At 60.4% G+C, this 11,764-nt stretch carries 12 protein-coding genes and 2 pseudogenes; 4 read left to right on the forward strand and 10 right to left on the reverse strand.

The genetic code is table 11. From position 1 onward, the window contains the following. Positions 1 to 764 precede the first annotated feature (764 nt). The 4 genes and pseudogenes from EN786_RS38065 to EN786_RS35555 form a co-directional block, all read right to left on the reverse strand. The gene (locus tag EN786_RS38065; RefSeq protein ID WP_189524367.1) at positions 765 to 1,688 is read right to left on the reverse strand and encodes a DotH/IcmK family type IV secretion protein; all 924 of its coding nucleotides are present in this window, start codon (positions 1,686 to 1,688) and stop codon (positions 765 to 767) included. Continuing rightward, the gene (locus tag EN786_RS35545; RefSeq protein WP_135909933.1) at positions 1,688 to 2,332 is read right to left on the reverse strand and encodes a type IVB secretion system apparatus protein IcmL/DotI; all 645 of its coding nucleotides are present in this window, start codon (positions 2,330 to 2,332) and stop codon (positions 1,688 to 1,690) included. The genes EN786_RS38065 and EN786_RS35545 overlap by 1 nt, the downstream gene beginning before the upstream one ends. Continuing rightward, positions 2,329 to 2,844, reverse strand: a complete 516-nt coding sequence (locus tag EN786_RS35550) for a hypothetical protein (RefSeq protein WP_135909935.1) — start codon at positions 2,842 to 2,844, stop codon at positions 2,329 to 2,331. The genes EN786_RS35545 and EN786_RS35550 overlap by 4 nt, the downstream gene beginning before the upstream one ends. Positions 2,845 to 3,386: 542 nt before the next feature. Continuing rightward, positions 3,387 to 4,780: pseudogene (locus EN786_RS35555) on the reverse strand (ISKra4 family transposase). Between the two features lie 143 nt (positions 4,781 to 4,923). Here EN786_RS35555 and EN786_RS38070 point away from each other — a divergent pair. Next, a complete protein-coding gene (locus EN786_RS38070) occupies positions 4,924 to 5,067 on the forward strand; it encodes a hypothetical protein (RefSeq protein WP_189524368.1) in 144 nt (47 codons plus the stop codon). Here EN786_RS38070 and EN786_RS35560 read toward each other — a convergent pair. Further along, positions 5,048 to 5,758: a plasmid pRiA4b ORF-3 family protein gene (locus EN786_RS35560; RefSeq protein ID WP_245430210.1), complete on the reverse strand. Its 711-nt coding sequence runs from the start codon at positions 5,756 to 5,758 to the stop codon at positions 5,048 to 5,050. The two genes, EN786_RS38070 and EN786_RS35560, sit on opposite strands and share 20 nt — an antisense overlap. 77 nt (positions 5,759 to 5,835) lie before the next feature. Here EN786_RS35560 and EN786_RS35565 point away from each other — a divergent pair. After that, a pseudogene (locus EN786_RS35565) lies at positions 5,836 to 6,066 on the forward strand (segregation and condensation protein B); the annotation flags it as partial. A gap of 40 nt (positions 6,067 to 6,106) precedes the next feature. Here the strand turns inward: EN786_RS35565 and EN786_RS35570 are convergent. Together EN786_RS35570 and EN786_RS35575 are read right to left on the reverse strand one after the other, a co-directional pair. Then, positions 6,107 to 6,631 carry an RES family NAD+ phosphorylase gene (locus EN786_RS35570; protein WP_135909937.1) on the reverse strand — a complete coding sequence of 175 codons (525 nt, stop codon included), beginning with the start codon at positions 6,629 to 6,631 and terminating at the stop codon, positions 6,107 to 6,109. Beyond that, positions 6,628 to 7,014, reverse strand: a complete 387-nt coding sequence (locus EN786_RS35575; protein ID WP_135909940.1) for a DUF2384 domain-containing protein — start codon at positions 7,012 to 7,014, stop codon at positions 6,628 to 6,630. Before EN786_RS35575 ends, EN786_RS35570 begins: the two co-directional genes overlap by 4 nt. A gap of 790 nt (positions 7,015 to 7,804) precedes the next feature. On the opposite strand from EN786_RS35575, the gene EN786_RS35580 reads away from it, so the two are divergent. Both EN786_RS35580 and EN786_RS35585 read left to right on the forward strand, forming a co-directional pair. Next, on the forward strand, positions 7,805 to 8,923 hold the full coding sequence (locus tag EN786_RS35580; protein ID WP_135909942.1) for a hypothetical protein: 1,119 nt from the start codon (positions 7,805 to 7,807) through the stop codon (positions 8,921 to 8,923). Positions 8,924 to 9,018: 95 nt separating this feature from the next. After that, on the forward strand, positions 9,019 to 9,861 hold the full coding sequence (locus EN786_RS35585; protein ID WP_135909944.1) for a hypothetical protein: 843 nt from the start codon (positions 9,019 to 9,021) through the stop codon (positions 9,859 to 9,861). 567 nt (positions 9,862 to 10,428) lie between these two features. Here the strand turns inward: EN786_RS35585 and EN786_RS38360 are convergent. The 3 genes from EN786_RS38360 to EN786_RS35595 are packed head-to-tail and all read right to left on the reverse strand — an operon-like array spanning position 10,429 to position 11,467. Continuing rightward, positions 10,429 to 10,737 carry a hypothetical protein gene (locus EN786_RS38360; protein WP_210238921.1) on the reverse strand — a complete coding sequence of 103 codons (309 nt, stop codon included), beginning with the start codon at positions 10,735 to 10,737 and terminating at the stop codon, positions 10,429 to 10,431. Further along, positions 10,734 to 10,958 carry a hypothetical protein gene (locus EN786_RS38365; RefSeq protein ID WP_210238922.1) on the reverse strand — a complete coding sequence of 75 codons (225 nt, stop codon included), beginning with the start codon at positions 10,956 to 10,958 and terminating at the stop codon, positions 10,734 to 10,736. The genes EN786_RS38360 and EN786_RS38365 overlap by 4 nt, the downstream gene beginning before the upstream one ends. A gap of 29 nt (positions 10,959 to 10,987) precedes the next feature. Continuing rightward, positions 10,988 to 11,467: a hypothetical protein gene (locus EN786_RS35595; protein ID WP_246688837.1), complete on the reverse strand. Its 480-nt coding sequence runs from the start codon at positions 11,465 to 11,467 to the stop codon at positions 10,988 to 10,990. Positions 11,468 to 11,764: the final 297 nt, after the last annotated feature.

Below are 11,764 nucleotides of genomic sequence, written 5' to 3' on the forward strand. Positions count from 1 at the left end.
GGCGTGAGCCGCTTCGCGGCTCGCATCCGTTAGCGGCCACGGGCCGCCATAGCGCCAAGGCCGCCGAAGCGGCCTTGGCGGCGCCGCGTTAGCGACGCTGGTCACGATCCCATTCGGTCTTGACCGTGAGGTCTGCCTCGAAAAAGAACGGCAGTTTCACCGCGATCTTGAGGGCGACGCTGCCACGACGGAGAAGTTACTGACGATCTTCCCCAGGAAAGCCCGGAGGTTGCGGCCGGTGGCTTGGAAGTAGCTGATAATTTGATTCACGGTGGGTAGCTCCTGCGATCTGCGTTATTGCGGAGTTACGCGGCGGCTCGGCCAGGGGCTTGCACTCGAAGGGGCGGAGCATCGCGGAGCGCCTTGTCGGGCAAGAATTTTGTTTCGCGAGGAAGCGCGGAAGGCGCGGGGAAAATTCTTGCCCGACAAGGTTGCTGGCCCCTGGCCGAGCTGTAGTCTACCCGCAATGAATAACGCTGCTCGTACGTGCGGCTTGAAGCACAACCGTCTTCCAAGCCACCGGCCGCAACCGTGTGCGGCGTGGCAGGATCGGGACATCTGACCGAGGCTCGCCCGGCTTTTCGGTGAAACTGCCGTTCTTTTTCAGGGCCTGCCTATGCCTATGGGATCGAGACTGGCAGCGTATGAGCGGCGCTCGCAAAGGCTTCGCGGCAATGCCGCGACCATCCTTTCGCGTTAGTCCGATCGTTACCCGAATGGGCCGAAACAGGCGAGTCGAGCGCCCTGCCGGAACAGGCGAGTTGTCACGAGGCTTTGTATTGACACAAGCGGCAATGATGACGGCGATATATTATACCGTTACAGCGGACGATTCCCTGTTGTTCATCGGCCTGCCAAGCCACAGGAAATACTCCGCTTTTTTGATTGCCTGATGAGCGGAATCTAGGATCGAACGGCCCATGCGCCAACGACTGCACCGACGAATTTCGCCCGCGCCTTTGGCGCTTCCTCGCGAGACAAATTCGCCGCTTCCGGCGCCCTTCATAGCCGTGCGTCACGAGTGGCGTCACGGCAAGCTGGTTGGATCCTTCCTGCAGGGCGTAGACCTGAAAGGAATCGGACCTGCCGACGACATAGCTTGCGATCGGCCAGGCTTTGCCGGTGCGATCGTAAAACGCCATCACCGATACGGTATTGGGCGTTGTCAGCAAGGTTTGCAGCGCTTGGTTCGACTTGAGCGACATGCGCACGGAATCCGAGATTGGCCGGGCGCGCATACCGCTCGGCGGCATCGCTGCGGCTTTCTGGCTCTCGTCGATCCTGCGACGATAGTCGCGGATAATTTCAGGCGACATAGGCATGGTCGATTGAACGGCAGCGCCGTAGGCAGTGATTTCCTCCGGCGTCAAAGGCCTGTCGAGCTCGGACAGCGACTGCAAGAGCCTGCGTGCGCCGATGATTGGCACGTTTGGGGCTTGACGGGGTTCTTGGCTCTCGAAACGCTGAGGATCGACTTCTCCGAATTTGGAGGGCGGACGTTCATCGCCGGGTTCGGCCTGCTGCCCCTGTTGGGCCTGCGCGGCCGGCTGCGGCCGTTGTACCGGCAGTTCGGCGGGCATGCCCGCCTGTGGCTCGGTATAGGTCGGAGACGGCTGGACCGCCTGCTGAGCGAGGGCCGATCCGCTCAAAGCCAATAGGAAAGCAAAATTACCGGCCAATCGTTTCATCAAGCACCTCCGGGGGCTGCGAGGAAGCGGGAAATGGCCGCGCCGCGCGGGTGTTCATAGCTTTGTAAGCGTTGCAATGTGACAGTGACCATCATGTTCTGGCCGGTAACTTCGGATGCTGACTGGTAGGTCACGCGCACCGGCATTTGAACGATCCATTCGTAAATGCCGTTCGGACCGACGCCTTCACGCACGATGACAGCCCGCTGCGCGATGGCTGTCGTGTTGAGACGTTTGTTTTTCACAAGATCGAGGGTTCCGGACTTCTGGACCGCATCGACAAAGGAATTCCAGCCCTGCGGCTTGGTGAAATATTGCTGCGCGTCCTGGAAGTCCTGCTGATAGGTCGCGAAGGAATAGGTGAACGAGCGTGTGACCGCCTCGGCGGCATAGGTCGTGATCTCCGCAGCGCTCAAATGTGGCTGATCGAGAGGGATGAGCGGCTGGATTCTGCCATCGGTCGTCGATGCGAAATAGCGCGGCTCCGGCTTCGTGAGTGCCATCGTCACGGCCGCGATTACCGAGATGACGGTGGTCACGAGCAGGGCAAGGGCGATGATGCTCATGCGTTTGTATGCTGCACGATAGACATCGGCGCGCATGAGCACTGTTTCAATCTGGCCGTAATCGACGTGCTGGTTCATTGCGCGGGCGCCCCGGTATTGGCGGCGGTGTTCGGTGTTGCCTGAGGTTCGGGAAGAGCTGTTGCCAATTGGGCGTCGGTCAGCGAGCCGAAGGCAAACTGTGCGCCTTTGTCAGACCGGTAGAGGTAAAACGGAACGCCCGGAGCGCCATTGGCGCGCATCCAAAGCACGTTACGGCGCAACCCGTCGGTGACGCGCTTGTCGAAGTCCTTCGGATCGACCTTTGGAGCCGGTTTGCCTGAGCCGATGATGGAGCGCGACTGTTCGAGCAGCGTTGTTGGAATGTCGTCCTGGTGCATGATTGAGGCCGCGATGTCGAACGCTTGGGCGGAAAGGATTGGCGTCAGGATCACGCGCAGATCGATGCTGTTGTCCTTGATGCGCGGCAACAGATGATCGAACGACCATGCACAATGTGGGCATGTCGGATCGACGAAGACATAGACGAGCGGTGATCCCGGCTTTGGCTGGTTGATTGGGAACCACATGGAAAAGTCTTTGGCCTGCTGCATCAACTGTTCGACACTCGACGCCTTCGGAACGTCCGTGACATTCTCCGATCCGACCGATGCGAGCAGCTGCGGCTGGGCCTGTGGCTGAGAGGCTTGCGGGACCGGCTGCGCGGTAGTTGCCTGCTGTGGCGGAGTGCTGCCGGCGGCAGGGGCGGGGGGTGCCGGCGGCGCTGCTGGCGGCTGAACTGCCGGTGCGGCGGAGGCCGGAGGCGTCTGCGCCGGAACTGTGACTGACCGCGTCAAGTTCGTCGCCGTTTGCGGAGCGGCCTGCGTTGCCTGTGTTGCAGACGTGGTGACGGGCTCCCCATCCCAAGGGGGAAGCCTCGGGCGTCACGGTCGGCGTTGTCGCCAGAAGTGCGGCCGAGATATCTTCGCCCTGCGGGCCGACGATGCGGCCATAGATCGTCAGGCCGTCAGGTGTCGTTAAGGCGACCTGCTGGCCGCCGTCAGCTGTTGGCACGGCCCACGCGTTCATGCCGGAAATCTGCATGAGGGGCCGAACCTTCGCCGCTTCCTGGGGAGCATGAGGAAGTGTGGGGCAGTTATGCGGCGAGAGCTGTTTCGTCTGGTTCGTGATTGTCGTTCGCCATACCGGGATACCATTGCTGGAAGGTCGAGCGTAGGGAGCCGTCGAGGGTCTGCGTTCGGGTTTGCAGCAGAAGATGCGCGCCGATCCTGCTCCACTGCATCTGCTGCTTTTTCGCGAACCGCTTGCTGATGACGGCATTGACGGTTGCCTCGACGAAGGCCGAGGATATCCGCTCACCGGACCGTTAGCGTTCGCCGTAGTTGATCAGGCTGGCACTGTTGGAAGCGATGTAGGATCGGAACTCGCCAATGGCCGTGAGGAATTTGCGCATGATCGGGTAGTCCGTTTCGAGCGCTTCCGCATCGAATTGCAGGTCGCCGATTTCCTCACTGGCACGGTACGCATTGCCATGCCAGAGGTGCCATTTGATCCTGCGCAGGGTTTCAAGCAGATCCTGTCCGGCCTGCTCATTATGGTTTTCGAGACCCTGGGCGAATTGGCGCAGGACCGTGATGCGCATGGTGATGTGGAACCAGTCGAGGACATGTTCGCTTGCCGGCGCGATCATCTCGGCAAGCGAGCGGACTTCTTCTCCTCCGTCGGTGATGAAGGTGATGTCCTGATTGGCCTGAACACCCTGCTTTTTAAGATGGTCAAGGATACGCCGCTGCGGCTTGCGATCGTAGCCATGGACAAAACCGATGTAACGGGCATCTCCGTCCTCGGGTAAGGAGCGGCCGACGATCAGTTCGAAGTTCTTCTTTCGATCGTTGCGGTCACGGATATACCCGCCATCCAGACCGATGACGATGCGGCCATCGGGAACGGGCAGGTTCATCCAGTCGCGCGGACAGGCATCCTGCATGAAGGAAACCCGCTCTTCGGTCAGTTCCCGCTCGATGCGCCTGGCGGCCTGCAAGGCGTGCTGCCGAACCGTCGTGGCGTTGGCGCCGCTCTCGACCGGCAGCACATCGGCCAGCAGCTCGGCCGCGGCGGCATAGGGGACGAGCGATGCCCACCGCGTTTCCAGATAGAGGCGCTCGGGCGGTCGGGGATCAGTTTCCGGAGTGGAGAGATCGTTGCTGGATCGTTTCCGCCGACCGAGTGCGGCAGGTAGTATCGGGGGCTTTTCAGGCGGACGTCCCCAAAGAGCGTATGGAAGGTTATTGGGTAACTGCCCTTGCTGCGCAGGCGACGCCCATCCAGCTCGCGGTTTTCGCTCAGCCAAAGTTCCACCTGCGTCTCCACCATCGCCTGCTGTAATTTCGTAAGAAGGCCTTTCGCCTCCGACAACGACAGACCGAGATCCTCGGCGCCCTTCGTCACCTTCACCAGATCGGCGACGGTTTCCATTGCAATCATCTCACCATCGTCACCCATAATCTCCAGAACCAGCCGCGCCCGCATCTCATGTCCTCGCAATGAGTTTTCCAGAATGACCGGAGTGGAAAACTGATTGCGCCCATGACGCCCGTTTCTCCTCTGCGGCCTGCCGGAAACGCTGATAAAGACCATCAGTTAGCAATCCGAAAATCGTCCGGTAAACCGACATGATCTCGATCAAGCAGGCCGCAAACGCCATCCCAGCCTTGCTTTCGGGCATCAACACTCGCGGTGATGATGCCGCCCTTCTGGGGGCCAATCTTCTTTCGAAAGATCAGGTCATCAGGCCCGTCACATCTGCTGGTGCATGAGGATCAGATGTTCGCTCTGCCGCAGGCGATCATTCACTTTCCGCCGCTCGAACGACTGGCCCAGCAGTGTAGCTCCGCCTTTGATCCGAAACCGCAATTCCTGTAATTCCCAAGCGCGGTCCGGATCATCGAGGACCGCAAGGGACCGGGTGTCGCCGATTTCCGTGATGAATTCCAATGCTGTGGCGAGATCCTCATGGAGGTCAGGCCCGAGCGCCTCGTCCCTCTGCCACATCCAGGCTTCCGGTCCACCACAATCCTCAGGCGGACAGTTGCCGTCGCCGCCCGTACACGCCGGATAGTGAGCTCCGGGTTTGACAGGCCGGCGCTGCTCTAGCCGGACCTCGTGCTCCCAAGGGAAGTTGAGGTCGTACTCGTACAGGAACCGGCTGCCGTTACGCAGTTGCAAATTGCCAAGTGGGATAGCCGGAAAGCGGGCACCCGCCTCCCACGAGCCGTACCGCACCGTGTGAATGACGAACTGGTAAAGGTGTATGCCTTCCCATCCCATCGCGACCTGAAGGACGCCATGAAACTCGCGTAGCGTCATCGTCGAGGGAACCTGAACCCTACGCCACACCATGGGGCTCACGTCCTTCAGCCAGATGCGGAATTGCAGGATGGAAATCTCATCCTCCGAGGCTGCCGCCTCTCCGGCAGTTTTCGTCGCTGCCCGTTTTGCCCTTTTCAAATCCGCCGGCCCCGTCAAGATTCAACGGTGACGACATACTTCGTTCCAGCCCGCCCCACAAATCCTCATGCTCCCCCAGTCCGCAGCCTGGTGCGCCCTACACTTATGTCACGACGAAAACCTTCCTCTCGCACTTCGGGTTCGACACGCTGCGCGACCTGCCGGATTTCGAGGCGCTCGAGGACGCAGGGCTGCTGTCAAAGGACAAGCTCTTGGCGGGGGATATTCCGGTAGGGTTGGTTGTTGGGGAGGGCGACGGCGAAGAGGAAGAAGCAAAGGGCAATATTGTTGAAGACCAGGTGTCTTGATCGGGTGTTGCCGCGTCCGGCCCTCAGCGGGAGGCGGCATTCACGACCACGACGACTGGTCGTTCGGCAGCCGGTGATCGGGATCGTGAACCGCGACATGATCGGCGTCGACAAGATTGGCCGGAAAGATCACCAGATTGGTGCCGCCGGCGTGACGCAGCGACGGGAACAGGATGCCGCGAAGCCCGGCCGTGATGATCAGGTCCGCGAGCTTCCACGATGGCGGAATTTTTTTGTCGATGCGAGCGATCTGGCGCCAGGCACAATCCCATTCCTTCCAGGCGCTATCCCAGATGTCCGGGTCGAATCCCTGCGAAAGGTCGGCCACCTCGGCGAGCGTGATCTTGTAAGCCGCAAGGGTGGCCGGCGGGGTGATGCTGGCACCCTGCTTGTATTCATCAAGAGCCGTCTGGGTCGAACGGGACAGATAGAGTGCTTCGACGCCTGGCCGGTTGAAACGACCGCCGTCGATCGCCGCGCCGGCACCGCTGGTGGGCAGGAAAGCCCATTTGGGTGTCAGATAGCGATGGAAGATCTCGTCCGGCCCGACGCGGGTGACCTTCACCCGCGCGCCCCGTTCTCGAGATCCCGGATGAAGGCCAGGACTGCTTCGACCTGGCCGTCCGCGACGAGTTCAGCCGCCGTGCGATGGCCATAGTCGGCGATCGGCTCATTGCGATACCAGTAGATCGCCTTGTCGACGTCGCCGGTGAGCTCCGTCGCGGCCGAGATCACTTTCACCATCTCGCGCATCCGGCCCTGCAGGCGCTCCGACGAGGGATTGCGCAGCGTGTTGCGATGGACGCCGGTCAATTGCGCCAGGTTGGCCACCTTCACGCCCAGCGCCTGCGACAGGCGCTTCGGCGAGATATAAGGCGTGCGCGGCTCCTGAAGGCTATCGACAAAGCCTGAGACCACTTTCGATTGTGCGAGCTGTACGTGGGTCATGACAAATCTCCGACCTCTCTCATACCCACAATATATGCACATTTCTAGGCATAGCAAGTGAACAGAGCCTGGCGCCGTTCCAGCGCCCTGCTCGTCCTTCCCCATGCTCGTAGCGGTTGCCAGCTGGCGGCAGCAATGCGCCCACTGGCGACATTGGGCGAGCCGCTCAGCACCTAAAACCAGACGTCCGATGTTCCGCGACAACCGAGTATCGACCAGATCTGGCATGCAAGCATTTGTCTTGATCTTACAACTCCCGTTCAGCGGCACGGTGCCGTCCCTGCTATCCGGATGCCGTCGATGCCAGAGAAGCACAATCTTGAGGGGTTTTACTACGACCGGTGGCCGAAGGGGAAACCGACCAAGCGTGGCGCTCTGACCTGCGATCTGTTCCGTCATCAGCGCGGCGAAGAGTTATTCGAGGTCGACGTGCTGTTTCCCCACGATGGAGACGCGTCAGCGGCGCAGTGCGGTGTACCGTCGAGGCCGAGAAACTGACCAAGCCGGTGGAGCTTCTGATACCCGTCAGCCGCAAGGTCCAAGCCTACAGTCTCATGGCGATCGCAGATGAGATGGTCGAACGCTGCGGCCGTTAGATCGGCCCCTTAGATGATGATCCGCTCGACTTCATCGAGCGCCACATCTTCTGATCGTGGATCATACCGTCTTGGTGGCGCGTCAATCGGCGACCTGCTGCGGCAGCGCGGGCCCCGATCGGCGGCCGCTAGCTGTTTGATCCCGGACTTTAATGGCGCATCATTGCCGTCTCTTATCGATAGGGGCATAAAGATTGAAAGGTTTGAGGGATAGGAAACTGCAGGGACTTTTTGGGTTACTGAACGACGATAAAATCGCAGAGATCAACGCTCACTACGACAAGGCTAGAGGGCGCCATCCTGCCTGGTCAGCGATGAACGCATTCAACCAGCGGGTCGATTACAGGCGCGCGCCCAAGGACTATCTGGTCAACCAAGCCATTGATAGGATTGGGTTGGAGAATGGCGGGCCGGCGTGGCTCGCGAACAGCGTCAAACGCGTCATCCAGACCGACGATTTCCAGGAGGCCGTGGGGGCCCTCGCGGAAATCCGATGCTACGGCGCAATGCTGGAAGCAGGTTTCCAAATTCGGCCCATTCCTACGGCGAAGACGCCGACTCCCGATTTCCAATTCGACCTCGACGGGTCGGGCGGCGTTATCGAGGTTACGGCCAAGCTCGAGCATGATGAACAGGTCGCCCGCGCCCGGCACATCGCCGACGGCGCATCCCCGGATGGCGTGGAGCGGTCAACCGTACACGTGCCGAGCGCACGAATCGATTTTACTGTTTCAGAGTTGCATCCGTTTGGCGCGCCTGATCCGGACAAGGCCGGTGACACGACCCAGACAAACGCGATCAGCAAGATCGGCTCAATCAAGGCCAAGGAGACTCAGATCGCGGAGGGAAAGCCGAGCATATTGTGGATCGATTTTCGCGATCTCGGAAAATGGGCGGACGTCCTCAAAGAGGAGCAGAGTTCGCCACTCATCAGTGGACACCGCGGAACACTCTGCTCCGGTGCGATCTGGTACGGCTTCTACGGCTGGAAGGACGCACCAGTTTTCGACGATCATATCGGCGGCAGGCAGTCGATCACGCCGATGGCTCATTTCGGGCGCTTTTCTCGCGGGGCGCCGAAGGTCAGTCGCTACTCCGCAGCGATCCTTTGTCTTGGGGAGGCATCGATCCTCTTCGAAAACCCCGCGGCGGCGACGCCGTTGTCCGGCGAACAGCGCGCGGCGCTGACGCGTTTGCCCTGGTTCAACCTTGAGCATTCGGTGGCAGATTGGCAGCGCGGCGACATCGATGGCGCATATGCTCTTGCCCGATCGATGGTGGAGGCGCTCCGCAAGGATAGGTCCGCACCCTAACGAAAAGCAGGTTTTCAGACGCCGTGATCGCGGCCGTCAACGGCATCAATGCGGCGCGTACACCTATGCCAACGGGGAATTGGGGACCTATAGCGATGAGTGATATCAGCGAATGGTATTGGCGCATGCGGATGGGACTGCCGCCGCGCTCGAAAGATCGGGAAGCGCTCAAACGGATGGCACCCGAGCTTTTCGGACTGAACTCCAGCAACGAGCTCGAGTTCGACTACGACTTTAAGGGGCGGTTCTGGGATGCGAGCGCATTTCGACAGGAGGTTACGAACTGGCTGCAAACGGAGGAAGACCGTCCGCTTGTGACCGTTCGTGACGGAACATGCCCGCAGCAGGATTGTCCCTTGAGGCTCGCCGGCAGGCCTGGCCAGATCATCAGCGGCCGATCCGACGCTGATGACGGCTCGATCGTCATTCAGCTGATGACCGTGGCCGGCGGTTGGAAAGCGAAGGCCGACGCCTTCTTCGACATGGCGCGAAAGGTCCATCGTGGCAAAGGGCCGATCAAGGATATCCTCGTAACGGATCCCTTCATCTTTCTCGACAAGAGCGAAGAGAGCACCACAGGCGGGCTCGACAATTTTCGAAAGTACCTGGACTGCCTCGACATTCCCCGGTCCGAGATCACAATCCATCAGCCGCCCTATGCCAAGGGCAAGAAGGTGGGCTCCGGTCCGATCTGGCGCAGGACCGTTGCCGACCATGGGAATCGAAATGGGTATCGGGTGCGCTTCAGCTATTTCCGGACAGTCACCGAGGCCCGTTTTCATGATCGCTTTTATCTGGCGCGGCACACAGATGGTTCGGTGTCGGGCCTGTTCGGCCCTTCGATGAACGGACTCAATGACAAGAGCTTCGTGCTTGTCGGAGAGCTGGAGGCGCCGACGCTTAAGCGCCTGCAAGACTGCCTGGATGGGTGGCACTGAATCAATCCCCCGCACCGCCGCATGCCATCCAATCGGCCCTCACCTGACGGCCACACGAAGTGAGAGAGACATAGCGTGTCGCATGCCCGAAAACTTTCACCATGCGCTCGACAGAGCGAGGCCGACATCGAAAACTATTATCGCAATGAGCCAGAAAGCTCGGTGGCCGTCGTGCGTCGAACGCATGGCGGGCTCCTCACTTACCAGCTGACGACGTTTGATCTGCGGCGAGCAACGAGCGGACGGATCCATGTCGAGGGCGTGGGCGACTTCTATATGAAATCCGGCAAGAACTGTTGGGAGCCGACCGGGCAGACACGCCTCGTCGTACCGACGGACGACGTTGTGGCTTGGGCGCAGGACAACCCCAGAGGGCATAGGCTACAGCATCTACGCGGACGAACCGTTCTGGCGGTAAGACCGAGACCAGAGCTCGCTGATCGTGACGGACCACGCTTGTTGCCATGTCAATCGCGGCTTGCCAGGCAGCCGATCAGGATCGTGCGGCAGCCTTTGCGCCGCCGAGCGCAAGGCAGCGAGCGTAGACCTCAAGCGAGATGGATCCGATCACGGCGCCGGAACGGGTTTCGGAAAGACGAGGTCGATCGCCTTCGCGCAGGCTCCCGCCACATCAAGGGCCATGGCCGGGGAATGGACGTCCGTCGCCCCATGCGCGAGCTCGTTGCGCATATGACGCAGCGCCTCGATGGGATCGATCCGTCCCACGGCGGATGTAGTTGGCGCGGGGAGCACACCCTGCTCTCGAGCTTCGCTGATGAGTTTGAAAAGCGCACCGCCCTTCCCCGCGCCATTTCCATTCAGGCGACGCTTGAGAGCAAGTTCGAAGGCGCCGAAAGCTTGGCTCTCGGCGGTCACCAACAGGTCATAGTCAAACCAGGCGTAGAGCAGGACGTTTCGGGCGCGGTCGAACGCGTCGCGAATCTCTCCTGCGGCGCCTCACCCATTAGGACGATGGCGGCGATCGCGGCATAATGATCGTCCATGGTCAAGCGGCGCACGCCCCCGGCCTCGACGACAACCAGATCCGCGTAGCGCGGATCTGGTTCGAGCATCTGATCAGCGGCCTTGAACGCCAAGATGGGTCTCCATCCAGTTCGCGGCGACATCAACGCTCATTGTTGTCGTCCTCGTATCCCGCATGTTCATCCTCGGGCGCATAATATTCGGCTGCGTCGTAAACCTGCGTCTTCTTATAGCGATCTCCGAGGCCAACCGCAGCGAGCCGGGACAGGCCGGCGATCTTGAGGCCACAGGCGACACATTCGAACTGATTGGGTAGATATTCCTGCGTCTCGGTGATTGCTCCGTCGTTGAGCCTTTGCACAGGCGCAGTGACAGGTTCGCCGACAACGAGCGCGGTCGATGCACAGGCGGGGCATTCGACGCGGTGGCCAACATGCCTGGTTGCCCAGACTCCGGCCTGAGCGCTGAGCTTTTCGCGTTCATTGTCTTTCTTGGCGAGCCACACCTTCTTGTGAGCCTCCACCTCGCCCTTGACGGCCTTTGCGCTGTCATCGGCTGCGGCAGCGATCAGTTGCTTGGCGACCTTGGCTTCATCCTTGCCCACGAAATCCTGAAGGGTCATTCCCATGGAGCCGAGTAAAATCTCGCTGGTCTGGTAGAAGCGCGGCTGCCAGACCGACCCCTTGATGCCGTCGAATGCCGCCTCGCCCGAGTGCAGCTCACTGTTGCGGCGACCTGTGTGCAGGATGCCGAAGCTTTCATTCTCCTTTGTAAAATCTTGGAGGATCGAGGTGAGCGGAATGTGAACGCCTCCAGGAACGCACCGGCGTACTTGTTGACGGTCGCATATTGCTCAGCCGCTAAGGTCAAAGGCGACGCCTCGTTGTCCTCGACCATCGACTCAAGCTCAGGCTTCATC

This window comes from Mesorhizobium sp. M4B.F.Ca.ET.143.01.1.1 (assembly GCF_004792275.1).
GTDB classification, from domain to species: domain Bacteria; phylum Pseudomonadota; class Alphaproteobacteria; order Rhizobiales; family Rhizobiaceae; genus Mesorhizobium; species Mesorhizobium abyssinicae.